We start from the raw sequence: 22,037 nt of genomic DNA on the forward strand, positions 1-22,037 counted from the left end.
GTTCGGTCGTTTCACAATTACAACTCGCATGGAAGTGCATATGCATACGCGTGCCAACAAATGGAGCCTGGGGCTGACGGGTGTACTCGCCGCCGCCCTGGTGACCTTGACCGGGGCGACCGCCTCGGCCCAGGTCAACCCCATCGACCCACCCATCCAGCCGGTCCCGGCGGCGCAGACCGTCCCGGGCACGGCGGGCGCCGAGAAGTCGGCCAAGAAGGCCGCCGCCAGAGCCGCCAAGAAGGCCACCGCCCTCCTGGCCCTCGCCTCGGCGACCCAGGCCACGAAGAGCGACGACCCCATCCCGGCCGCGCCGGCCAAGCCTGCCGCCTCGGCTCCGGCTAAGCCCACCACCCCGGCTTCAGCGAAGCCTGTCCCTCCGGCTCCGGCTCAGCCGGGGAGCCCGGCTTCGGCTAAGCCTGTGCCCCCGCCTCCGGCGAAGGTCGCCGCCCCGGCTCCGGCCAAGCCTGTCGCTGCGGCTCCGGCGAAGGTCGCCGCTCTGGCTCTGGCTCTGGCTCAGCCTGTCAGCTCGGCTTCGGCTAAGCCTGTGCCCCCGCCTCCGGCGAAGGTTGCCTCTCCGGCTTCGCCCAAGCCTGTCGCCCCGGTGCCGGCGGAGGTTGCCGGCCCGGCTGCTCCGGTTGCGGCTTCGGCGCCCGTCGCCTCGGCCGCTCTGGCCAAGCCTGCCGCCTCGGCTGAGGCCGTCGCCGCGCAGGTCGTGCTGGTCGAGAAGGCCGGAGCCGAGCGGGCCGAGGCGATGCAGCAGGCCGCCGTCAAGCGCGTCGAGATGATGCGGAAGGCCGCTCTCAAGCGGGCCGAGATGATGCAGAAGGCCGCCGCCAAGCGGACCGAGATGATGCGGAAGCTGGCCGAGATGCGCGCGGCCGCCGCGATCAAGGCCGCTCTGGCCGCGAGGGGCCTCACTCCGATGGCGACCGTCGACACCCCGGACGCCAAGGCCACCGCCCCGGCCGCAGTCAAGGCCGCCGTGCCCGCCGCCCAGGTGGCGAAGCCGGTCCCTGCTCCGACGAAGACCGCGACCCCGCAGGTCAAGAAGCCCGCCCCCGCCGTCGCCCCGGCCGCTCCGGTGCAGGCCGCTCCAGTGCAGGCTGGTTCCGCGCAGGCCGCTCCGGCGCAGATCCGTTCCGCCCAGGTTGCTCCCGTGCAGGCCGCTCCGGTTCAGGAGGAGGCGCTGTCCGCCGTTCAGGTCGCGGCGGGACTGGCCGAGGCTCATCCGTGTTGCAAGGGGCCGCGTGGTCCGCGTGGCCCGATGGGGCCGCCCGGACCTCCCGGGCCGCCCGGGTTCCCCGGCGTCCCCGGTCCGATGGGCCCGCTGGGCGCGACCGGTCCGGCCGGCGCGCCGGGGCTGGCCGGCGTCTCGGGCTACGAGATCGTCAACGGGCTGCCCGTCACCTGTGAGCCCGGCACCGAGTGCGCCGGTCAGGCGATCTGCCCGCTCGGCAAGCGGGCCGTCGGCGGCGGCTACTCGCTGGAGTCGGCCGGCCAGCCGGCCGTCAACACGGGCCCGAACCCGTCGGGTCTCTCGTGGGACGTGACCGTTTTCAACGGCGGCCTGCTGCCGCTGGAGTTGGTCCCCAGGGCGGTCTGCGTCACCGCCCTCTAGAACCGTGGAACGCCGTCCCGTGACACGCGGGACGGCGTTCCGCCGTCAGCGGCCGACGTCGCGCCGCATCAGGTCGGCGGGCTCCTCGCGCCGGACGATCAACCGCGCCGCCCCGCCCCGCACGGCGACCACCGGAGGACGGCACGTCAGGTTGTACGACGACCCCATCGCGTGGTGGTAGGCCCCGGTCACCCGCACGACCACCAGGTCCCCGGGCCGGGCGTCCCCGGCGGGCACGTCCTCGGCGATCACGTCGCCGGCCTCGCAGTGCCGCCCCACGATCGTCACGGGTTCCCCGGAGCGTCCGGGCACCGAGACCGAATAGCGTGCCCCGTAGAGCGCCGGGCGGGGGTTGTCGCTCATTCCGCCGTCGACGGCGACGAAGGTCCGGCCGCCCTGCCGCTTGACCGAGATCACCCGGTAGAGGGTCACCCCGGCGGCGGCCACGATGGCCCGGCCCGGCTCGACCACCAGCCTCGGTTCGGGCAGCCGGAGTTCGCGGCAGCGTTCGGCGACCACCTTCGGCACGGACGTCCCGAAGTGTGCCAGGTCGAGGCCCTGCTCGTCGTCGAGGTAGGCGACGCCGTGGCCGCCTCCGAGGTCGAGTTCGGGCAGTGTGGTCGCGAACCGCTCCCGGACCATGGCGAGCTGGTCGACCATGATCCGGGCCGCCGTCTCGAACGGCGTGACCGAGGTGATCTGCGATCCGATGTGACAGTGCAGCCCGGCCAGCCGCAGTTCGGGCCGGCTCAGCACCCGCCCGACGGCGTCGGGGAGCCCGGCGAGCGGGATGCCGAACTTCTGCCCCTCCGAGCCGGTGCGGATCGCCGCGTGCCCTCCGGCCTCGATCCCCGGCGTGACGCGCAGGTAGACGTCCTGCCGCGGCCCGAGCGGCACCAGCGCCGCCAGCCGGTGGATCTCGGCCACGTTGTCGGTGACGACGCGCCCGACCCCGACGGCGTCGCGCAGTTCGCCGGGGGTCTTGGCGTTGCCGTGGAAGATGATCCGGGACGCCGGGAACCCGACCGACCGGGCGAGCGTGAGCTCTCCGCCGGAGCAGACGTCCAGGGAGAGCCCTTCTTCCGCCACCCACGACGCCATGGCCTGGGTGAGGAACGCCTTCCCGGCGTAGGCCACCGTCGCCGACGGCAACGCGGCGAGGTATTCGCGGCAGCGGGCCCGGACGGCGTCCTCGTCCACGACGTACGCGGGGGTCCCGAATCGACGGGCGATATCAGCCAAATCCATAAAACGACACTAAGCACCCAAATAGCTATAAATAGGGATCTATATGTCGTTCTCGCGTATTTCCTACGCCGTATTGACGGGGTCGTAACTGCCCACGCTCCACACGTGCCCTTCGGGGTCGCGGATCGTGTACCCCCGCCCGCCGTAGTCCTCTGACCGGAGTTCCCGGATCACCTCCACGCCGGCGGCCTTCGCGATCTCGTACAGGGCGTCGATCTCCATGTCGTCGACCACGACATACGTGCTCGCGGGCCCGGTCACCACGTCGAGCCCGTGCCCGACGGAGCCCAGCATGACCATGCCGTTTCCCCGGCTGAGCTGGGCGTGGACGACCACGCCGTCGTCGGAGCGGTAGACCTCCGGCGAGGTGAAGCCCAGGACGGCGGTCAGCCACGCCAGGGCCTTGTCGGCGTCGTGATAGCGAATCGTCGGAATGACTGTCATGGCGTACCTTTGCCCGGAAAGTCGTAGGGACCTACCCCGGCCGGGCACGGTCGAAGACGCGGCCTGCCGCGGATCCGCCGTCCATCTTGCGGAGTTCCCGGCGTCTCAACCTTCCGTCCCCCGCCGGAGTCCTTAGGGCGATGTACGACGCAGAGGGATTCCGGAAGTTCGTGGCCGTACGCGGCCGCGCGCTGTCGCGTGCCGCCTACCTCCTCACCGGCGACCACGCCAAGGCCGAGGACCTCATGCAGGAGACCCTGGCCAAGGCCGCGGCCAAGTGGCGGCGGATCTCGGCCGCCGACGACCCCGAGGCGTACCTGAAGACCATGATGATCAACCAGTTACGGACCTGGCACCGCCCCCGCAGCCTGGTCTTCTTCCCGACCTCCCAGCCCCCGGACACCGCCGCGCCCCCGCCCGACACCGAACTGAAGATCGTGCTCCGGCACGCCCTGACCACCCTCACCGCGAAACAGCGCATCGTCCTCTACCTGCGCTTCTACGAAGACCTGCCCGAGGCGCAGATCGCCGCCCGGCTCGGCTGCTCGGTCGGCACGGTCAAGCGGCACACGCACGACGCCCTGAAGCGGCTGAGAAAGGCAGGCATCCATGAACCCGCGTGAGGCCTACCGCGACCTCGCCGACGACGCCCGCGACTACGGCGACCCCGACCGGGCCATCGACACCGCCGGACGCCGCCGGGCCGCCCGCTGGAGCGCCGTGGCCGTCGCGGCCGTGGTGATCGCCGTGTTCACGTGGCTCCGCCCCCAGCCGGAGCCGGCGACCGTCTTCCACAAGCCGCCGTACGCGAGCGCGCGGGCCCATTCCCTCTACTCCGCCTGCCGCACCGGTTGTTCGACCATGCTGCGGCTGACCGACGGCCGCGACATCGAGATCGGGATCGACACGATCCACCCACCCGGCAACTACACCATCTCCCCGGACGGCCGCTGGCTCGGCGTCCCCGACGGAGGCGGCTACCTGCTGAGCGACCTGCTCGGCGGCCCGGACCTCCGGATCCCCGCCGAACTGAGCGGCGTCTACGGCCCCTGGGTGTGGGCGGCCGACTCAAGCCGGATCATCCTGGCCAACCACCGGGACGGCGACGTCTTCCACTACCTCGACGTCGACCTGCGCACCGGCCAGGTGACCCGTCCGGTCGTCCCGGAGGGCAACGAGATCGTCGGCCTGACCGGCGGCGGCGACCTGATCCTCCTGCCGCCCCAGAAGGTCACCGACGAGCTCACCCTGACCGTCGCCGGACGCTCAGTCGTCTTCCGCGCCCAGTCCGGCCCGTTCGCCGACGAGGACCACGGGTTGTGGGTCCAGTCCCGGGGCGATCAGCTCTACCTCCACGAATACGGCGAGAAGCCCGTCGTCCAGATGTTCAGCCCCGACGGCCGGGCCGACGCCTACCTGGGGCTCCCGGACGGCCGCTACGCGGTGGGCCCGACCGCGACCGGATACGTCGTGGTCGAGCCCGGAAACCAGGCGCAGCGCCTCTACGAGATCGGGCAAGAGGAGAAGTTCGTCGGCGAATATCCGCCCCAGGCCGGAATCGTCATCCCGGGCCTGGCCCGCCACTAGGCCCGCCACTAGGCCAGCCGCGCCACCGTTTCGGGCGTGAGCTCGGCCAGGTCGGTCAGCACCAGCGACGCCCCGGCCAGCGCGTCGTCGTCGGGCGGATAGGCCTCCTGCGGCACGGCGACCACGATCAGCCCGGCCGCCGCGGCCGACCGCAGCCCGTTGCTGGAGTCCTCCACCGCGACACACCGTCCGGCGGTGACCCCGAGCCGCTCGACGACGGCCAGATAGACGTCGGGGGCCGGCTTGCCGCGCTTGATGGTCTCGGTGGAGATCGCCACCCGGACGTCCACGTCGAGGGCGGTCAGGACGGTGTCGATCAGCGCGGCGGGGGAGGAGCTGGCCACCCCGATCGGCCACTGGTCGGCGATGGCGCGCATGGTCGCGGCGGCGTGCGGGAGCAGGGGCAGGTGGTGGCGGTAGCGTTCGGCCATGCGCTCGACGACCGTCGCGGCGGTCTCGTCGGGGGAGAGCCAGACCCCCAGCTCGCCGGTCAGGTAGTCGGCCCACTCGGGGGTGCTCATGCCCATCAGGCGTTTCTGGGTGTCGGGCATCCAGGTGCCGCCGAACTCGGCGACGACGCCCCGGCGGACCTCTTCCCAGACGGGCTCGGAGTCGATGACGACTCCGTCGAGGTCGAAAACGACTGCTTCGATCATGCGTACAGCCTGACATGCGAGAAGGGGCCGTCCCGAAGGACGGCCCCGTTCCACCCCCTGGTTACGGCAGGGAGTAGATCACGGCGTCGCGCCAGTCGTAGTTCATCCAGTCGTAGTTCGGGTACATGCCGCCGGTGACGTCGGCGAGCTCGGTGTCGGCGAGCTCCTCGGCGGTGCTCTCGAAGTTGTTCATGACAACCCCCTTCGTTCGTGAACCTTGCGGAAACACAGTCGCAGGGGGCACTTGGCTATCACTTGTGCGCGACTCCGAGCGGTCTCCAAGTCGGATACGCGTCGGGGCCGCCCCGCAGGGACGGCCCCGAATCTCACCCCGTGGTTACGGCAGCGCCTCGATCACCGCGTCGCGCCAGTCGTAGTTCGCCCAGTCGTAGTTCCAGGGCAGACCGCCGGTGACGTCGGCGAGCTCGGTCTCGGTGAGCTCGTTCGCGGTGCTCTCGAAGTTGTTCATGACAACCCCCTTCGTTCGTGAACCTTGCGAATCAAGAGTCGCAGGGGAGACTTGGCGGGATCTTGGCGCTGATTGGGGCGTTCGCTTGGTGCGCCACCAAGCGCGCGTAATGGCCGCCGAGTTCCACCAGCTCGTCGTGGGTGCCCTGCTCGACGACGCGGCCGTCGTCGACGACCGCGATCAGGTCGGCGTCGCGGACCGTGCTGAGCCGGTGGGCGATCACGATGCGGGTCTGGGTCAGAGCGGCGAGGTTGCGCTCGATGGCGGCCTCGGTGACCGTGTCGAGGTGGCTGGTGGCCTCGTCGAACAGCAGCACCTTCGGCCGCCCGAGCACCGCCCTGGCCAGCGCCAGCCGCTGCTTCTGCCCGCCCGACAGGCCCATGCCCTCCGACAGGTTGGTCTCGTAGCCCATGGGCATCGCCATGATCTCGTCGTGTACGCAGGCCGTCTTCGCCGCCCGCACGATCTCCTGCGGCGTGGCCCCCGGCCGGCCCAGGGCGATGTTCTCCCTGATGGTGCCGGTGAACAGGTGGGCCTCCTGGGTGACCACCCCGAAGTGGCGCCGCAGGGAGGAGCGCTGGAGGGCCTCCATCCGGACCGAGTCGTAGCTGACGGTGCCGAAGGTGGGTTCGTACAGGCCGACCATGATGCGCGCGAGGGTGCTCTTGCCCGAGCCGCTCCCGCCGACGAGGGCGATCTTCTGGCCCCGGCCGATGGTCAGCGAGATCTTCCACAGGATCCACGGCCCGTTCGGGGCGTGCCGGAACGACACGTCGCGGAGTTCGATCTGCCCGCGCAGGTGGCCGACCTGGACCTCGCCGTAGGGCTCGGGGGTGAACTCCAGGATGTCGGCCAGCCGTTCGATGTGGGTGCCCGCTTCCTGGAGGACGCGGACCGTCCCCACCAGCGACAGGATCGGCGTCAGGGCCGCTCCCGCCAGCGCGACCAGCGTCAGCGTCTGGCCGAGCGGACGGCCGTCCAGCACCTCCCAGCCGCCGGTCCAGAGCAGCGCCGCCGGGGCGGCCAGGCGCATGCTGTCGAGGACCGAGGTGACCAGGTTCTCCATGCGCCCCTGCCGCGCGTCGGCCTTCAACTGGTCGAGGAAGAGCTGCGACCAGCGGCTCAGCGCGGCGTCCTCCAGCGCCCCGGCCTTGAGGATCTCCACTCCCTTGATGGCCTCCATGAGCTGCCCCTGCGTCTGCACCTGCGCCGACAGCGCCGCCAGGTTCAGGTCGGCCCGCCGCCGCCGGGTGAGGAGCAGCAGCACGGCCTGGACCGCCGCCAGCGCGAGCAGGCACAACCCCAGTGGCACCGACGACCACAACACGATCGTCACGTAGCCGATCGCGAGCGGCCCGTCGAGCAGCGCCGTCGTGATCGGCCCGGAGATGAGCTGCCGCAACCGGCTCACGCTGGCGCTGCGCTGGGCCAGATCCCCGGCGCCCCGGGTGGCGAAGTAGCGGTAGGGGAGCCGGAACAGATGGCCGACCACCTCCGACGTCAGCAGCCGGTCGGCGCGCAACCGCAGCTTGAGCACGGTCGCCGCGCGGAAATAGGTGAGCCCGAGGTGGACGGCGCCGGCCGCCGCCAGCGCCAGGCCCAGGGAGGCCAGCAGCGAGGAGTCCTTGGTGGGGAGCACACCGTCGACCAGGATGCCCGAGAACGTCTGCACCCCCAGCCCGAGGATCTGCAGCAGCAGCGACGCCAGGAGGATGCGCGCGATGAGGCCCTTCTGCAGCGCGGTTCTGGCGAGCGGGCCGACCCACGTCCGGCGGGCCCGTTTCCGGGGCTGGAAGGTCTCGCCCGGCTTGAAGGTGAGCAGCACGCCCGAGTAGCCCTCGGCGAACTCGTCCCGGGTCAGCCTGCGGCGGCCGGCCGCCGGGTCGACGACGTCGACGTGGCGGGCGGTCTGCCGTTCGACGACCACGAAGTGGTTGCGCCGCCAGTGGGCGACCGCCGGGAGGGGCGCGTCGGTGACGGTCTCGGCCTTGTAGGCGGTCGCGGTGAGCCCGTAGCCGCGCGCCGCCTTGACGATCGCCAGTGCCGAGAGTCCGTCGCGGCCGACCCCGCACTGCTCGGACACCTCGCGGACCCCGGTGTGGCGGCCGTGGTGGCTCAGCACCATGGCCAGACAGGCGGCCCCGCATTCGGCCAGGCCCGACTGGAGGCGGACCGGTACTCTCACGTTCACTTTCGTGATCGTGGCAGCCCCGACTTGGACCTCACTTGCCCATGATTTGAGGACCCGGCGAATCCGCCGGATCCTCAAAGGCGGATCGGTCAGGCGAAGGCGTCGAGCGTGGCCTCGCAGAAGGCCTTCAGGTCATCCGGCATGCGGCTGGTGACCAGGGTCGACGGGCCTTCGGTGCAGACCACGACCTCCTTGTCCTGCCAGGTCGCCCCCGCGTTGCGCAGGTCGGTCTGGAGGCTCGGCCAGGAGGTCATGGTGCGGTCACGGACGACGCCGGCCTCGATCAGCGTCCACGGCGCGTGGCAGATCGCCGCCACCGGCTTGCCCGTGTCGAAGAACTCGCGCACGAACCTGACCGCCTTCGGATTCATCCGCAGGAAGTCGGGGTTGGCGACCCCGCCGGGCAGCACCAGTCCGTCGAAGTCGGCCGCCTGGGCCTGGCCGACGGTGGCGTCGATCGGGAACCTGTCTCCCTTGTCGAGGTGGTCGAACGCCTGGATCTCCCCTTCCTTCGTGGAGATCAGTTTCGGCGTGCCACCGGCGTCCTTGATCGCCTTCCAGGGTTCGGTGAGCTCCACCTGCTCGACGCCCGCCGGTGCGGCGAGGAAGGCTATGGTCTTGCCTTCGAGCATGTCAGTCTCCCCTCTGAGCGGTGCGGACTCTTCCCCTGCCCAGTCCTTACGGGACCAACCGGAACGATTGTGCGGCCGTGCCGTTGCAGGCGTACTGGACGAGCTGCACCGAGTCGGCCGTGGAGGCGGCCGGGACGTCCAGGCACTTGCCGCTGCCCCGGTTCACGAAGTGGTAGTAGCCGTCGCCCTCGGCGACCGGGAGCCACTGCTGGTTGTTGCCGCCGCCGTAGGTCCAGGTCTGGACGGGGGCGTTGTCGGCGGTCGAGACGTTGGTCACGTCGAGGGCCTGGGCGGGGTTGCCCTGGCCGGAGATCCGGTGATAGCCGCCGCTGGTCGGGGTGAACTGGTAGCGCTGGGCGGCGGTGCCGTTGCAGGTGTACTGCTGGATCGCGGTGCCGTTGACCGTGCCGGCCGCGCGGGCGTCGACACACTTGGCGCTGTTCTCGTTCACGACGGTGTACCAGGTGGTGGGGGAGATCGGCCCGGTGGGCGGCGGGGTGGTGCCGCCCTCTCCGGCCAGCCAGCGGATGCCCTGGATGAGCCACTGGTTCTGCTGGGCGCTGGCGAAGGTCGAGGAGGTTCGGGTGTTGGTGGAGTAGTTCATCCCGTTGTGGCCGAAGTTGGTGTAGAGCATCTTGTACTTCGTGTTCGTCCACATGATCGGGTAGAACCCGCTGCGCCACTGCTGGTTGGGGTCGGTGCCGACCGGGAAGCTGGCGGCGTCGATCGAGGCCAGGATGTTGATGTCGGGGTTCTGCCGCAGGTCACGGCTCCACGAGTACCACTCGCTGACCGACGACTGGATCGTGGCGGGCAGCCCCGCGGTCGACGGGTGGTCGCGGTTCTCGATCTTCAGCGTCTCCGCCGTCGGCAACCAGGTGTTCGTGGCGAACGCCCCCGACCCGAGGAACGTGTTGTAGTACCAGCTCCAGGAGTTGGGGTCGGTGGTGAAGGCGCTGACGTGGAAGCCCAGCCACGCCCCGCCGTTGTTCATGTAGTTCTGGAACGCCTGGCGCTGGCTGACCGGCGGGGCGTCGTCGAGGAACATGACCACCTTGTACTGGGAGATCGTCGACGAGCTCAGCCGTGACCAGTCGGTCGTCGCCTCCCAGGTGAACCCGTTCTGGGCCGCGGCCGACGGGAACCACTCCTTGGCGTCCTTGGTGAAGTCGATGTGGGCGGCGTCCCACGTGCCGTTGTAGAAGGCGAGCACCTTGAACGGCGCGGCCTGCGCGGGCGGGCTGAGCACGGCGATCAGTACGAGGCCGAGTAAGGAGGCGAAGAGACGTTTCACGGGATACCTGCCTTGAACCGTGGGGGGTGGCCGCCGGCGCCGCGTGGCCATTTTCTTAAGAAAGTTTCCTAACAAATGACCACACCTGTCAATGATCTGGAAAATCGTGCGTCATGCACGACGAAGACGGCACCGTGCCGGTCCTCCAGCACGATGCCGTCGAAGACGCCGTCCTAGAAGACGGGCACGCCCGCGCGCACCAGCCTCCAGTTGACGTCGGCGAAGTCGGCCGGGTCGATCGTGCCCGACGCCGTCGCGGCGTCGATCAGCGCCTGGCGGATCTCCACCTGCCCGTTGTAGACCACGGGGGCCGTGGTGACGTGCGGGAAGCCGCCGCCGCCCGACTGACGGTAGTTGTTGATCGCCACCACGAACTGCTGGTCGGGGGTGACCGGGTTGCCGTCGTGGCTGAGGCCGACGATGCGCGACCCGACCGGCTGAGAGATGTCGACGTCGTAGTCGACGCCCGCGAGCTGGTCGTAGTTGTAGTCGGGCGTGCCGCCGGCGTTGGTCAGCGCGGCCAGGTCGATCGGCGCTCCGGGGGCGACCTGGGCGAAGTACTTGGCGGAGTACTCCAGGAAGTCCTTCACCTGGGCGCCGGTCAGCTTGATGCCGAGCAGGGTGTTGTCGTAGACGTACAGGCCCGCCATGTCGCGCACGCTCACCGGCCCGGCCGGGAACACCGCGCTCCGGCTGAACGGCGCCGCGATCGACAACACCGGCAGCGCCGCGTCGGGCGTGCCGGCCACGGCCGCCTTCACCACGTCGGTCTGCACCTTCTGGATGTAGTCGAGGATCGGCGTGTCCTTGTAGGGCGACTCCACCGCCGCCAGCTGCTCCTTCGACTGCGCGACGACCTGGTTCACGTAGGCGACCGTGGTGTCGTGCTGCGGCTTAATCAGCTTGACGATCTTCGGGTCCTCGGCGACCGTGTTGGCGTTCAGCGTGGTCGACGCCTTGCCGGTGACCCGCCACTCGCCGCGCTGCTTGGCCAGAGTGAAGTCGACGACCGAGAGCCGCTGCCCCCACCGCCCCGGCTCGGTCAGCAGCACCTGCTCGCCGGTGACCTTGTTGGTCACGAACCGCTGCGGCACGTCGTTGTGGGCGTGCCCGAAGAGGACGGCGTCGATGCCGGGCACCTGCTCGGCCACCATCGCCGAGGCGTTCTCCACCGGCAGCTCCGACCCGTAGGACGACAGGCCGTTGTCGCCGGCGTGGGCCGTGACGAGCACGACGTCGGCGCCCTTGGCGCGCAGGACCGGCACGTACTTCCTGGCCGTCTCGACCAGGTCGAGGAACTTCAGCCTGCCCTCGACGTTGGCCTTGTCCCAGATGGCGCTGCCCGGGTTGGTGAGCCCGAGGACGCCGACCTTGACCGGCTTCTCGCCGCGGACCTTCATCGTCTTGATGACGTAGGGCTCGTAGGCGGGCCGGCCCGTCGTCGCCGACACCGCGTTGGCCGCCAGGACCGGGGCCTTCATCTGCTTCACCCAGGTGGCGAGCAGCGGGATGCCGTAGTTGAACTCGTGGTTGCCGAGGGTCACGGCGTCGTACCCGATGGCGTTCATGGCCTTCGCGATCGGGTGGACGGCCCCCGTCTCGGTGATGGGCTCGACCTTGGCGTAGTAGTAGGCCAGCGGGGTGCCCTGGATGGTGTCGCCCGAGTCGAACAGCAGTGTCCTGTCCGCTCCCCGGTCACGGCGGATCTGGTTCACCAGGGTGGAGATCTTGGCCAGGCCGACGTCGTTGCGGGCGTTGTCGTCGTATTCGGCGTTCTTGAAGTAATCCCAGTTGAGGGCGTTCCCGTGGATGTCGGAGCTCGCCATGACGGTGACCGTGACCTCGTGGTCGCGGTCGGCGTTCGCCGGGACTGCGGGTGCGAGGGCCACGGCGGCGAGGGTGATCGCGCCGAGAGCCCGTGCTGTTAAGGAGAACATGGGACGGGACGCTACCTGACGCCCGTCTGCCGTTCGGCGACGAGCTGGAAGACCCGCTTGAACTCCGCGTACGCCTCCTCTCCCACCGCGCGCGCGTGCTCGGCCTCCATCTCCACGAGGACGGCGTCGGACTTCTCCATGTGGTCGAGGCCCAGTTCGGTGGGCACGACGAGCTTGGCCCGGCGGTCGGCCGGGTCGGGGCGGCGTTCGACGTACCCGAGTGCCACCAGTTCGTCGACCAGGGTGCCGATCACCTGCTTGTGCTGGCCCGACTGCGCGGCCAGGTCGGAGGCCCGGCTGCCCTCGACGTCGAGGTAGGCCAGCACGGCGCCGTGCCGCGGCCTGACCTGGGCGTGGCCCATCGTGGACAGGCGCGTGAACAGCTCCTTCTGCAGGCTGAACAGCGTGCGGCCGGACAGGATCCCCAGGTCGGGCCGCTCGCGCTTGCGCTCACTCCGTCGCACCACAGGCCTCCAATTTAGTCACTTATTTTGACCGTCACTATTTCTTACTATATGGTCGAGCACGACAACGTTCGCAGGAACAGGGGGAGATCGCGATGACCATTCTGATCACCGGAGCCACCGGCACCGTCTCCAGGGAGGTGCTGAACTCGCTCCAGGGCACCGATGACCTGCGGGTGCTGGTGCGCGACCGCGACAGGGCGCCGGCGGGGGTCGAGGCGGTGGTCGGCGACCTGCACCACCCCGAGACGCTCGAACCGGCGTTCAAGGGCGTCGACACGGTGTGGCTGCTCACCGCCATGGGCCCCGACGCCACCCACGCCAGCAGCAACGCGCTCTGGGCGGCCAGGCAGGCGGGGGTGGGCCACGTCGTCCGCATGTCGGCCATCGGCGCCGGACACGACGCCCCGACCCGCAACGGGCGGCTGCACGCCCTGTCCGACCTCGAACTCGCGGCCTCCGGCCTCGGCTGGACGGTCCTGCGCCCGGCGTACTTCATGCAGAACATTCTCGGCTCGGTCGGCGGCGGCACCTTCTACGGGGCGCCGGGGGAGGGCCGGGTCGGCATGATCGACGTGCGCGACATCGCCGACTTCGCCGCCACCGTGCTCCGCGACCCCGCGCCGCACCACGGCCAGACCTACACCCTCACCGGGCCGGAGTCGCTCCGGCTGCGCGACGTGACCGGCGCGCTCGCCGAGGCGTCCGGCGGGCCGCTCGCCTACCAGCCGATGAGCCCCGACGACGCCTACCCCGTGCTGGTGAACGCCGGGATGAAGGAGTGGGACGCGGCCGTCACGGCGGAATACCTGAAGGCCTACGACGCGGGCTGGGGCGACTACACCACCCCCACGTTCAGCGACGTGACCGGACGGCCGGGCCGGACCTTCACCGAGTTCGCCCGCGACTACGCCGACCGGATCGGCGGCTGAGAACCGCGCGGGGCGACCAGCCCCGACTCGTAGGCGACGATCACGAGCTGGGCGCGGTCGCGCGCGTGGAGCTTGGTCATGGCCCGGTTGACGTGGGTCTTGGCGGTCAGGGGGCTGATCGCCATCCGCTCGGCGATCTGGTCGTTCGACAGGCCCCGCGCGACCAGGACGACCGCCTCGCGTTCCCGGTTGGTCAGCTCGTCCGGCGTGGCGACCTGGGCCGGGGGCGGCTGGGTGACGAAGTTGTCGATGAGCTTTCGGGTGATCGACGGGGCCAGCAGCGCGTCACCCCGGGCGGCCACCCGCACGGCGTGCAGGAAGTCCTCCGGCACGATGTCCTTGACGAGGAACCCGGCCGCCCCGGCGCGCAGCGCGGCGAAGACGTGCTCGTCGAAGCCGTAGTTGGTCAGGATCACGACGTGCACCCCCGCCAGGGCGGGGTCGGCGGCGATGCGCCGGGTCGCCTCGATGCCGTCCAGTACCGGCATCTGGATGTCGAGCAGCACGACATCGGGCACGAACTCCCTGACCAGAGCCACCCCGGCCAGCCCGTCGGCGGCCTCGCCCACGACCTCGATGTCGTCTTCGAGATCGAGCAGCGCCCGGAACCCGCCGCGCAGCAACGGCTGGTCGTCGACCAGCAGCACCCTGATCACGACGACTCGTCCACCGGAAGCTCCGCCTGGACGGTGAAGCCCCCGCCACCACGCGGCTCCGCCCGCAACCGTCCGCCGAGCGCGGTGACCCGCTCGCGCATGCCGAGCAGCCCCACCCCCGGAACCGGCGCGGTCTCGGGGGTGGCCCGGCCGTCGTCGTCGACCCGGACGACCAGCGCGCCGGGCCGGTGGTCGATCAGCACCGACGCCGTCGCCGCGGCGGCGTGCCGGGCGACGTTGGTCAGCGACTCCTGGACGATCCGGTAGGCCGTCCGCCCCACCGCCACCGGCACGTCCGCGGGCCGCCCCTCGATCGTCAGCCGTGCGTCCAGGCCCGTCGTGCGCGCGCGTTCCACCAGTTCCGGTACGTCGTCGAGCCCGCGCGGCGGACTCTTCCCGTCGTCGCGCAGCGCCTCCAGGGTCGCGCGCAACTCCCGCGACGCCTCACGACCGGCCTCCCGGATCACCAGCAGCGACTCGGGCACCTGCTCACCGCGCTTGCGCGCGACGTGCACGGCCACCTCGGCCTGCAGCTTGATGACCGAGATCTGGTGGGTGAGCGAATCGTGCAGCTCCCGCGCGATGTGCAGCCGCTCCTGGTCGGCCCGCCGCCGCGCCGTCTCCTCGCGGGTGCGCTCCGCCTCGTCGGCCCGCCGCTCGGCCTGCCGCAACGCCTCACCCGCGGCGCCGGCCGCGACCAGCCAGGCGAGTTCGAGCGCGCCCCGCGCCTGGGCGAAGGCCTCGCCCGTGTCATGCAGCCCCGAGGCCAGGGCGGCGAGGGGAAGCGCGGCCAGCATGAGCACACTGGCGACCACGGTGACGGCACGGTGCCCGGCCCGGACGGCGGCGTACACGGCGAACAGGAAGGCGACGGCCGGCACGTCGAAACCCGCCGCCTGGTAACCGACCGCGCACACCCCCGTGACGACCAGCACCGCGACGGGCGCGCGGCGACGCGCGGCCAGCGCGAGCCCGCCCGCCACCAGCGGCACGTAACCGACACCGGCCGCGTCCTGCTCCGACAACCCGGTGACGAGCAGCGCCGTCGCGACGCAGACGGCGATCGCCCCGTCGACGACCGCGGCCCGCCGTGTGTCCATGCGCGCACCCTAACCCGGTTGCCGCCGGTGGCGACTCCTGCGGACGGATGACCGGGAACTACGGCGTCTGCGGTATTCGCGCCTGTTTCCGAGGCGTCGGCGGCAGGGCGGGTGGCCTGCGGGGGGTGGACGACAGGAGGTGGTCTCCGCGGACATGATCCGGCTCATCCAGTTCGTTTCGGAGGAGCGTGTCACATGTCAGTCCCGATCATGGTCACTGAGGTCGCGCCGGTCTACGGCCTCACCGGCGGGCGCGTGGTGTCGTTGGTGGCCGCGCTCGCGGCACTGGCCGGAGTGGGGTTCGGCGGGATGGCCCTCTTCCGCTTCGTCCGGCGGCGAGCGGTCATCGCACTGGCCGCCGGGGCGGTGGGGGTGGCCGGCGGCGGGTGGGTCGTGGCCGTCGCCGAGGGCGGGCCCGGCACCGGGGCGGGAATCGTCGGCGGGCTGGTGGCGCTGGTCTTCGGGCTGGTCGCCCTGGCCCTGGGCGGGATGGCGCTGAAGCAGTCATGACCCATCACCGGGCTTCTGCCGCTGACCCGGAGTGTCGTCGCGCACGGCGCCGGCGGTGAGGATCGCCGCCAACTTCCCGACCCGGTGGCGCGTCTCACCTTCATGGGCATTCTGCTTCGAGTCACCGCCGCGGCCGTCGCCTTGTTCGCCGCCGCGGAACCGGCCGCCGCCGCGGCGTCGGCCGATCAGTGGAAGGTGGTCCGTCAGGACCGCCGCGACACCTACGACGCGGTGACGGTGACACCCGGCGGAGCGGTCTGGGTCGCCGGGACGAGCGGCACCAAGCCGGTCCTGCTGAAGGGCCGCACCACCTTCAGGCGGGTCACCGGCCCCGGCTTCCGGGTGAAACGGCTGGCCTCGGCGTCCGACACCAGGGTGTGGGCGTTCGGCACGTCGAAGTACGCCCGATGGGACGGCAAACGCTGGCAGGTCAAGCCCTGGAGCCACGGCCGGGTCGACCGGGCCTACTCCATCGGCAAGAACCTGTGGGTCGTCGAGAACACGAACACCTTCTCCACGGCCGGCGGCGCCGGCTGGAAGGCCCGGTCCACGCTGCGACGCCTGACCGGGTCGACGTGGCGCAAGGTCCCGACGCCGATCGTGGTCAAGGGCCTCGACGGCACGTGGGCGGCCGGCTCGGCGCACGGCAAGGCGGCTCTGGCCCGCTGGACCGGCACGGCCTGGCGCGCGGTCGCACTCCCCGCGATCCCGGCCGCGCACCCGGGCCAGATCTCGGAGCTGACGGACGTGGCCGTCGACGGGGAGACCGGCAGGGTGATGGCCGTGGGCTGGGTCGCCTGGCCGTGCGGCGCGGGGAACTGCGGTGAGACCCTGCTGCTGTCCGGGTATCTGGGCGGGTTCGTTTTCGAGCTCCGCGCCGGTCTGGGTGTCCAGCCACGCGCCCAGGCGGAACCCGACGGAAGGGGCGGGGCCTGGATCGTCCACCCCGCCAAGGGCGGCGGCAGCGCATACCTGCACATCGGCGCCGACAACGTCGAGACGGGCACCTTCCCGGCTCCCTCGAAGCAGTCCGTGCGCGACCTCGCGATCCAGGTGGAAAGCCGCTCCATCTGGGCGGTGGGCGCGACGCCTTCCGGCGGCAACGGCGTGATCTGGGCGAACGGCCGCTGAGCCGGGCGCGGGCCGTCGTTTCCGTACAAGACGGGTGTTGCGGGGCCTCCTAGCATGGGTGTGGCCCAACACTTCGTCGATCGACGCGGCGACCCCCGTCGCCCGGCAATGAGGAGAACAGCACATGCGTGAGTTGGTCTACACCGGGTTCGTCTCGCTCGACGGCGTTCTCGATTCCCCGGGCGGACCGGCCGAGGGGCACCGCAGCGGCGGCTGGGTGGTCAAGGACATCGAGTTCCTCCCCGAGGCGTTCTCGCTCAAGGGCGAGGAACTCGAAGACACGACGGCCCTGATGTTCGGCCGCCACAGCTACGAGGCGTTCGCGCCGGTCTGGCCCGGCTCCGACGACCACGCCTCCTACAAGGACCTGCCCAAGTACGTGGTCTCGTCCACGCTGTCCGACGACGCCCTCGTCGACGGCTGGGGCGAGATGACGATCCTGCGCTCGACCGAAGACGTCGCCGAGCTCAAGAAGGGCGAAGGCGGCGCGATCTTCATCCACGGGAGCGCCGAACTCGCCCGGCGCCTGTCCGACGCGGGCCTGATCGACCGCTACAACCTGCTCGTCTTCCCGGTGCTGCTCGGAGCCGGCAAGAGCCTGTTCAGCAGGGCCGACAAGGACAAGCAGACCCTCCGCCTCCGGACCTCCGAGGCCTACCCGAACGGCATCGTCAAGATGATCTACGACGTCGTCGGCTGATCGAGATCCAGCGCGATCGCCCCACCGGCCCCCTCGCGCAACTGCCGCGCCGTCCGCCCGACATATCTCCGCAGCGCCCGCGCGAGGTGCGGCTCGTCGAAGTAGTCGAGCTTCGTGACGACCTCGGCGACCGGCGTGCCGGAAGCGAGCAGCGCCGAGGCCGTGCGGACCCGCTCGATCTGCCGCACGGCCCCCTGAGTGAACCCGGTCGCCGCCCGGAACCGGCGCTCGACCGTGCGCCCCGACACGTCTGGACGCCCACCCCGGAGAACCTCGGCCACGAGCGGGTCACGGACGACGGCCCCGGCCCGCACCAGCCGCTCGACCAGGGCCTCGGCGTCGTCAGGACCGGGCGTCTCCCAGCGCAGACCGTCGAGCTCGAAACTCCCGCGCGTGACGTCGGGAAGCACGAGACCACCGTCGACGAGATCGGCCGTGGGCACGACCCGGAGCGAGGTGCCCACGGCGAACTGGATGCCGACGAAGCTGGCGCCCTCGGGGACCGGCGCGGTGGCGGTTCCGGTCTCGGGGCCGGTGACGCTCACGTGTGCCGTGCCTTCGCGCTCCCAGAACACCAGGCCCCAGCACGGGGTGGCCACCGAGGTCATCTCGGTGACGCGCCGGCTGGTGCAGGTCCAGACGGAGTCGACCCAGGGCGAGTCGGACGCGCGAATGTCGAACCGCAGTGCCACGGGAGAAGGATAGGTGCGGATCGTCGTACACCCAATCGAATTGCCTGCCGGACTCGCCCATGGGTCCACTTGATGATTACATGATTACGGAGGTAGTCGTGATCGTTGAGTACGTTCGATATCGGGTGCCCGACCCGGAGGGATTCGAGGCCGCCTACCGCCGGGCCGCGGTGCCTCTCGGGGCGGCGCCGGAATGCCTGGACTTCGAGCTGTCGCGGTGCGTCGACGAGCCGGAGTGCTACATCCTGCGCATCGAATGGACGTCGGCGCAGGGTCACCTGCAGGGCTTCCGGAACAGTGAGCGGTTCCAGGAATTCTTCGCCGAGATCAGGCCGTATGCGGCCGGCATCGAGGAGATGCGCCACTACGAGCAGGTGATCACCAAGACCGAGCCCACGATGTACGACTGGGCGGGGGGAAGCGAGGCGTTCGAGCGGCTCACCGAGGTCTTCTACGACAACGTGATCAGAGACGACCTGCTCGGACCGATCTTCGCCCACATGGACGGGGAACATCCCCGATTCGTGGCGATGTGGCTGAGCGAGGTCTTCGGCGGCCCCGACCGCTACACGCGCGAGCGCGGCGGCTACCCGCACATGCTCGCCCAGCACGTCGGCAAGCACATCAAGGAGGCCCAGCGGCGCCGATGGGTGAGCCTGCTGATGGACGCCGCCGACGAGGCCGGACTGCCCCGCGACCCCGAATTCCGGGCGGCGTTCGCGAGTTACGTCGAGTGGGGCAGCCGCCTGGCGGTGGAGAACTCCGCACCCGGCGCGACACCACCGGCCAAGGCGCCGGTGCCTCGCTGGGGGTGGGGGGTCGCGCCGCCGTACACGCCTTGACGCGAGCGTCCTGGTTGCGTGGATATGCCGTTTTCCTCTTACGACCCCGAACTCCATATAGGGCCTTAATCCTGCCGCTGATTTACCCCACGACCTTCTCGTTATGGGTTTAGCACCTCGATACCCAGCATCGCCCGAACCTCGCCAATTAGACCGGGCGGGGCAGACGTTGCCACCGCCGTACGCGACCGCAGTCAATTCCGGTCACCCGAATTCCGGGTTCGAGGTAATCGCCCTGTTTCGGCCTCCCGGCGTGGCCAATTGCCGGAAAAACATCATCTTGTCGATGTTTGCCGGTAGCCTTCCGCCCAAGGACGTCAAAAGGATGGCAATGGACCCTCGTGAACTTGGGTTTGGGCGGCTGAAGAGCGTTGCCGACGCGGCTGGACGGATGGTTGCCGACAGCACGAACGCCGCGATGAAACTCGTGGCCGATGCCGCCGGCGATGCCGAGGAGATAGTGAGGCAGTCCGCCGAGCAGGTGAGGGCGAAGGTCGCAGAAGTAAAGGACAGCCTGTCGGCGAGTTCGTCCCCCGGCGACGCCAATTCCGCTGACTTGTCCGCTCTCAGTCCCGATGCGAAGTTGCTCTATTGCCGGGTGTTGGTGAGCCTGGCACTGGTCGACGGACTTCTCGATCCTCGCGAGATCGCGAATCTGTACTTGTTCGCATCGACCATCGGCCTCGATGGTGAAGCACGATCCAAGCTGCGCGGTGAGATGACCGGCGCACGACGCGATGCGGCGAGCGGCGCAGGGGCACTCGACGCCACGGTGGAGCTGGCCGGGGAATTGCGCGACCTCCTCGAAGAAGATAAGCGGGACCCGGTGTTCACGGCGCTGATACGCGATCTGGTGCGAATCTCGCGTGCTGACAGGCACGCTGCGGATATCGAGCGTGAGCGAATCGTGCTGGTCGCCGAACTCGTGTTTCCCGAGTCGGCTGACGAGGTCGTACAGGCGACCGAACGGCTTGTGGTCGCCGAAGAGGAATTCGCCTCGGGCAATATCACGACCAGCCAGCTTGAGACCACTACCAAAGACATCGCTGCCAAGGCGGCTGCTTTCGGCGTCCCGATCGCCGCGGTCAGTCTCGCCGGAAGCGTCTCCGGCCTCAGCGCGGCGGGAATCACCTCGGGTCTGGCGGCCCTGGGGTTCGGCGGCCTGCTGGGACTGAGCGCGATGGTCACCGGCATCGGCACCGTGGTGATTCTCGGGGTCGTCGTTCATCAGGGGGCGCGCTACATGCTGACCGCCAACGAGCGTGAACGGGAGAACCGGCGCGAGCATCTGATCCAGCAGGTCATCAAGAATCACCAGGAGGCGATGGCCGAGCTCACCGACGACATCGCGGGGCTCGCGCACCGGATGGAGTCCCACCTCAGCCAGACCACGAGGAACGAAGAGCGACTCGCCGCACTCCGGGCTGAGCTGGCCGCCTTCCAGCTCGCCTTGGTGAACCTGCAGAACAGTCAGGAGGCCTTCGAACGGCGGGAGCCGCTCAGTGCCGGATGACCAGCTTTCGGCTGCCGCCATAGTCGTGGCTTACCAGGCCGTCACGCTGACCGAACTTCGGGATTTGTTCGACCAGGTGGAATTCGACCTCAAGGACGTCCTGGAACGCGAACTTCGGGTCAGCCACACCCTGGACTCGGTCGAATCCGAATTCGACGTGGTGCGCGCCCGTCTCGAAGCGATGGGCGTGCTCATATCCACCCAAGAATCACCGTCGGACACGGTGACCACCGTGGGTGCCGAGACACCGGGCCGTCCGCGTTACGCCGTGCCCGTCGTTCCGGCTGACGGCGATTTCGATGAGCTCGCCAGACTCGCCGGAGCCCGGTTGGATCGGCTGGGGATCGATCTGACCCGTGACCCGCTCCAGCAGGTCCTTCCCACCGGCCAGATAGCTCGCAGCCTGCGCGGATACGCCGCGGAACACGGTGACGTCAGCTGGGATGAGACCGACTGGACGGTCGTTCTGATGGCCGGAGTCGTCGCGACCTTCCTTGATGTCACCCTCGTCCGAATCCCCAAGGATTCCACGTTCCTGGGCGAGGAATACCCGGGATCACCTCTCACCAAGTGGCTCCAGGACCGTGACCGCGCGAAACGCATCTACCAGCGTTTCTTCAAAGGGTTTGAGAAGCGGTCCAAAGTGCCCTACGACGCCCCTACCACCTGGGCAACCGAGGGCCTGGTCAGCGGCATGGGACCGAAGACCCATCGGCTCCAGAGCCCCGGCCACGATCCGGCCCTCGGTTTCCTCATCGGCGTGGCGGATCTCATGCACGGCAGCGGCACCTACATCGACGGGGCAGGGCGACTGGTCCAGGTCGCAACCGACGCGACCCCGGAAGGCCTGATCACCGCTCTCATCACCCAGATACGCCATCTGCTCTCGGACGTCTACACCCCTGCCGGCCTCCCGCCCCCGTTGTTCAGCCTGCTCCAGCTCGGCCGGCTCGACTCCCCGTTCGCACTGGATAGCTCAGGCGTCAAAGTGCCCTGGACCGACGTCGCCCGCTACATGTATATGAACGGCTACGACCTGCGGCATTTCTTCACGATGGGCATCACCCCTGGCGTCGTGTCCGCGATCATCCGCGGATACTGGCTGCTCAAGAGCTATGCCACCGGCGGCACCGCGGCGCAACGGAAACTGGAGCACGCCAAACTCACCTCCATGCTGCTACTTGGGCACACCATCGCCACGTCAGGCACTCTTCTCAAGACGGGGTTGCTGTTCGGCATGAACCCGGCAGCTCTCAACTACAACCAGATTCTCGCCATGGCGCCCGCCACCATCGCCTGGTTCAAAGAAGCCATCGCGCGTGACCACCGAATCAATCAGGCCTTGGATACGGAATGGGAATCGCTCCTCAGGCAATCCGAGAAACGATCGTCTCCGGTTACATCGGCTCTCATCTAGT

23 protein-coding genes are annotated in these 22,037 nt (G+C 69.7%); 10 read left to right on the forward strand and 13 right to left on the reverse strand.

Annotated features, from left to right (window positions below):
* Positions 1–40 precede the first annotated feature (40 nt).
* Positions 41–1,621: a hypothetical protein gene (locus AW273_RS37015; RefSeq protein WP_157555611.1), complete on the forward strand. Its 1,581-nt coding sequence runs from the start codon at positions 41–43 to the stop codon at positions 1,619–1,621.
* Positions 1,622–1,666: 45 nt separating this feature from the next.
* Here AW273_RS37015 and lysA read toward each other — a convergent pair whose 3' ends face one another.
* Both lysA and AW273_RS06870 read right to left on the reverse strand, forming a co-directional pair.
* The gene (gene lysA / locus AW273_RS06865) at positions 1,667–2,869 is read right to left on the reverse strand and encodes a diaminopimelate decarboxylase (protein WP_062346385.1); all 1,203 of its coding nucleotides are present in this window, start codon (positions 2,867–2,869) and stop codon (positions 1,667–1,669) included.
* 63 nt (positions 2,870–2,932) lie between these two features.
* Positions 2,933–3,313 (reverse strand): VOC family protein, encoded by a 381-nt coding sequence (locus tag AW273_RS06870; protein WP_062346387.1) that lies wholly within the window; start codon positions 3,311–3,313, stop codon positions 2,933–2,935.
* A 140-nt stretch (positions 3,314–3,453) separates the two neighbouring features.
* Between AW273_RS06870 and AW273_RS06875 the strand changes: the two genes are divergently transcribed.
* Positions 3,454–3,936 carry a SigE family RNA polymerase sigma factor gene (locus AW273_RS06875; RefSeq protein WP_062346389.1) on the forward strand — a complete coding sequence of 161 codons (483 nt, stop codon included), beginning with the start codon at positions 3,454–3,456 and terminating at the stop codon, positions 3,934–3,936.
* Entirely contained in the window at positions 3,923–4,900 is a 978-nt protein-coding gene (locus AW273_RS06880) for a TolB-like translocation protein (protein ID WP_062346391.1), read from the forward strand. Before AW273_RS06875 ends, AW273_RS06880 begins: the two co-directional genes overlap by 14 nt.
* Positions 4,901–4,908: 8 nt before the next feature.
* On the opposite strand, the gene AW273_RS06885 is transcribed toward AW273_RS06880, so the two are convergent.
* The 8 genes from AW273_RS06885 to AW273_RS06910 all read right to left on the reverse strand — a co-directional run bounded on the left by AW273_RS06885 (position 4,909) and on the right by AW273_RS06910 (position 12,543).
* Positions 4,909–5,556, reverse strand: a complete 648-nt coding sequence (locus AW273_RS06885) for an HAD family hydrolase (protein WP_062346393.1) — start codon at positions 5,554–5,556, stop codon at positions 4,909–4,911.
* Positions 5,557–5,617: 61 nt separating this feature from the next.
* Complete coding sequence (locus AW273_RS39045) at positions 5,618–5,749, reverse strand: hypothetical protein (RefSeq protein ID WP_269750222.1); 132 nt, start codon at positions 5,747–5,749, stop codon at positions 5,618–5,620.
* Positions 5,750–5,893: 144 nt separating this feature from the next.
* Positions 5,894–6,025 carry a hypothetical protein gene (locus tag AW273_RS39050; RefSeq protein WP_269750223.1) on the reverse strand — a complete coding sequence of 44 codons (132 nt, stop codon included), beginning with the start codon at positions 6,023–6,025 and terminating at the stop codon, positions 5,894–5,896.
* A gap of 31 nt (positions 6,026–6,056) precedes the next feature.
* Positions 6,057–8,216, reverse strand: a complete 2,160-nt coding sequence (locus tag AW273_RS06890) for a peptidase domain-containing ABC transporter (RefSeq protein ID WP_062346395.1) — start codon at positions 8,214–8,216, stop codon at positions 6,057–6,059.
* 89 nt (positions 8,217–8,305) lie between these two features.
* On the reverse strand, positions 8,306–8,848 hold the full coding sequence (locus AW273_RS06895; RefSeq protein WP_062346397.1) for a type 1 glutamine amidotransferase domain-containing protein: 543 nt from the start codon (positions 8,846–8,848) through the stop codon (positions 8,306–8,308).
* Positions 8,849–8,894: 46 nt separating this feature from the next.
* Entirely contained in the window at positions 8,895–10,142 is a 1,248-nt protein-coding gene (locus AW273_RS06900; protein WP_198168034.1) for an RICIN domain-containing protein, read from the reverse strand.
* 173 nt (positions 10,143–10,315) lie between these two features.
* Positions 10,316–12,079, reverse strand: coding sequence for a bifunctional metallophosphatase/5'-nucleotidase (locus AW273_RS06905; RefSeq protein ID WP_062346401.1), 1,764 nt, complete (start codon positions 12,077–12,079; stop codon positions 10,316–10,318).
* A gap of 11 nt (positions 12,080–12,090) precedes the next feature.
* Positions 12,091–12,543: a MarR family winged helix-turn-helix transcriptional regulator gene (locus AW273_RS06910; protein WP_062346762.1), complete on the reverse strand. Its 453-nt coding sequence runs from the start codon at positions 12,541–12,543 to the stop codon at positions 12,091–12,093.
* Between the two features lie 95 nt (positions 12,544–12,638).
* Between AW273_RS06910 and AW273_RS06915 the strand changes: the two genes are divergently transcribed.
* On the forward strand, positions 12,639–13,475 hold the full coding sequence (locus tag AW273_RS06915) for an SDR family oxidoreductase (RefSeq protein ID WP_062346403.1): 837 nt from the start codon (positions 12,639–12,641) through the stop codon (positions 13,473–13,475).
* Here AW273_RS06915 and AW273_RS06920 read toward each other — a convergent pair.
* Complete coding sequence (locus AW273_RS06920) at positions 13,451–14,131, reverse strand: response regulator (protein ID WP_062346405.1); 681 nt, start codon at positions 14,129–14,131, stop codon at positions 13,451–13,453. The genes AW273_RS06915 and AW273_RS06920 overlap by 25 nt on opposite strands.
* Positions 14,128–15,231, reverse strand: a complete 1,104-nt coding sequence (locus AW273_RS06925) for a sensor histidine kinase (RefSeq protein ID WP_062346408.1) — start codon at positions 15,229–15,231, stop codon at positions 14,128–14,130. The genes AW273_RS06920 and AW273_RS06925 overlap by 4 nt, the downstream gene beginning before the upstream one ends.
* Positions 15,232–15,426: 195 nt before the next feature.
* On the opposite strand from AW273_RS06925, the gene AW273_RS06930 reads away from it, so the two are divergent.
* The 3 genes from AW273_RS06930 to AW273_RS06940 all read left to right on the forward strand — a co-directional run bounded on the left by AW273_RS06930 (position 15,427) and on the right by AW273_RS06940 (position 17,572).
* Positions 15,427–15,741 carry a DUF6223 family protein gene (locus AW273_RS06930; protein ID WP_157555613.1) on the forward strand — a complete coding sequence of 105 codons (315 nt, stop codon included), beginning with the start codon at positions 15,427–15,429 and terminating at the stop codon, positions 15,739–15,741.
* A 102-nt stretch (positions 15,742–15,843) separates the two neighbouring features.
* Complete coding sequence (locus AW273_RS06935) at positions 15,844–16,872, forward strand: hypothetical protein (protein WP_157555614.1); 1,029 nt, start codon at positions 15,844–15,846, stop codon at positions 16,870–16,872.
* 124 nt (positions 16,873–16,996) lie between these two features.
* A complete protein-coding gene (locus AW273_RS06940) occupies positions 16,997–17,572 on the forward strand; it encodes a dihydrofolate reductase family protein (RefSeq protein ID WP_062346414.1) in 576 nt (191 codons plus the stop codon).
* On the opposite strand, the gene AW273_RS06945 is transcribed toward AW273_RS06940, so the two are convergent.
* Positions 17,554–18,264 (reverse strand): helix-turn-helix domain-containing protein, encoded by a 711-nt coding sequence (locus tag AW273_RS06945; protein WP_062346416.1) that lies wholly within the window; start codon positions 18,262–18,264, stop codon positions 17,554–17,556. The two genes, AW273_RS06940 and AW273_RS06945, sit on opposite strands and share 19 nt — an antisense overlap.
* A 98-nt stretch (positions 18,265–18,362) precedes the next feature.
* On the opposite strand from AW273_RS06945, the gene AW273_RS06950 reads away from it, so the two are divergent.
* The 3 genes from AW273_RS06950 to AW273_RS06960 all read left to right on the forward strand — a co-directional run bounded on the left by AW273_RS06950 (position 18,363) and on the right by AW273_RS06960 (position 22,036).
* The gene (locus AW273_RS06950; protein WP_062346418.1) at positions 18,363–19,106 is read left to right on the forward strand and encodes a group II truncated hemoglobin; all 744 of its coding nucleotides are present in this window, start codon (positions 18,363–18,365) and stop codon (positions 19,104–19,106) included.
* Positions 19,107–19,437: 331 nt separating this feature from the next.
* Positions 19,438–20,619, forward strand: coding sequence for a hypothetical protein (locus AW273_RS06955; protein WP_198168035.1), 1,182 nt, complete (start codon positions 19,438–19,440; stop codon positions 20,617–20,619).
* Complete coding sequence (locus tag AW273_RS06960; RefSeq protein WP_062346422.1) at positions 20,609–22,036, forward strand: hypothetical protein; 1,428 nt, start codon at positions 20,609–20,611, stop codon at positions 22,034–22,036. The genes AW273_RS06955 and AW273_RS06960 overlap by 11 nt, the downstream gene beginning before the upstream one ends.
* Position 22,037: the final 1 nt, after the last annotated feature.

Origin of the sequence: Herbidospora yilanensis (assembly GCF_001570565.1) — a bacterium.
Classification (GTDB): Bacteria; Actinomycetota; Actinomycetes; order Streptosporangiales; family Streptosporangiaceae; genus Herbidospora; species Herbidospora yilanensis.

Bases quoted from the DNA above. Each gene is read 5' to 3' on its own strand.
- lysA (WP_062346385.1), bottom strand. From the start codon at position 2,869: ATGGATTTGGCTGATATCGCCCGTCGATTCGGGACCCCCGCGTACGTC.
- AW273_RS37015 (WP_157555611.1), top strand. From the start codon at position 41: ATGCATACGCGTGCCAACAAATGGAGCCTGGGGCTGACGGGTGTACTC.
- AW273_RS06915 (WP_062346403.1), top strand. From the start codon at position 12,639: ATGACCATTCTGATCACCGGAGCCACCGGCACCGTCTCCAGGGAGGTG.
- AW273_RS06895 (WP_062346397.1), bottom strand. From the start codon at position 8,848: ATGCTCGAAGGCAAGACCATAGCCTTCCTCGCCGCACCGGCGGGCGTC.
- AW273_RS39050 (WP_269750223.1), bottom strand. From the start codon at position 6,025: ATGAACAACTTCGAGAGCACCGCGAACGAGCTCACCGAGACCGAGCTC.
- AW273_RS06880 (WP_062346391.1), top strand. From the start codon at position 3,923: ATGAACCCGCGTGAGGCCTACCGCGACCTCGCCGACGACGCCCGCGAC.
- AW273_RS06885 (WP_062346393.1), bottom strand. From the start codon at position 5,556: ATGATCGAAGCAGTCGTTTTCGACCTCGACGGAGTCGTCATCGACTCC.
- AW273_RS06930 (WP_157555613.1), top strand. From the start codon at position 15,427: ATGTCAGTCCCGATCATGGTCACTGAGGTCGCGCCGGTCTACGGCCTC.
- AW273_RS06955 (WP_198168035.1), top strand. From the start codon at position 19,438: ATGGACCCTCGTGAACTTGGGTTTGGGCGGCTGAAGAGCGTTGCCGAC.
- AW273_RS39045 (WP_269750222.1), bottom strand. From the start codon at position 5,749: ATGAACAACTTCGAGAGCACCGCCGAGGAGCTCGCCGACACCGAGCTC.
- AW273_RS06905 (WP_062346401.1), bottom strand. From the start codon at position 12,079: ATGTTCTCCTTAACAGCACGGGCTCTCGGCGCGATCACCCTCGCCGCC.
- AW273_RS06875 (WP_062346389.1), top strand. From the start codon at position 3,454: ATGTACGACGCAGAGGGATTCCGGAAGTTCGTGGCCGTACGCGGCCGC.
- AW273_RS06870 (WP_062346387.1), bottom strand. From the start codon at position 3,313: ATGACAGTCATTCCGACGATTCGCTATCACGACGCCGACAAGGCCCTG.
- AW273_RS06925 (WP_062346408.1), bottom strand. From the start codon at position 15,231: ATGGACACACGGCGGGCCGCGGTCGTCGACGGGGCGATCGCCGTCTGC.
- AW273_RS06940 (WP_062346414.1), top strand. From the start codon at position 16,997: ATGCGTGAGTTGGTCTACACCGGGTTCGTCTCGCTCGACGGCGTTCTC.
- AW273_RS06935 (WP_157555614.1), top strand. From the start codon at position 15,844: ATGGGCATTCTGCTTCGAGTCACCGCCGCGGCCGTCGCCTTGTTCGCC.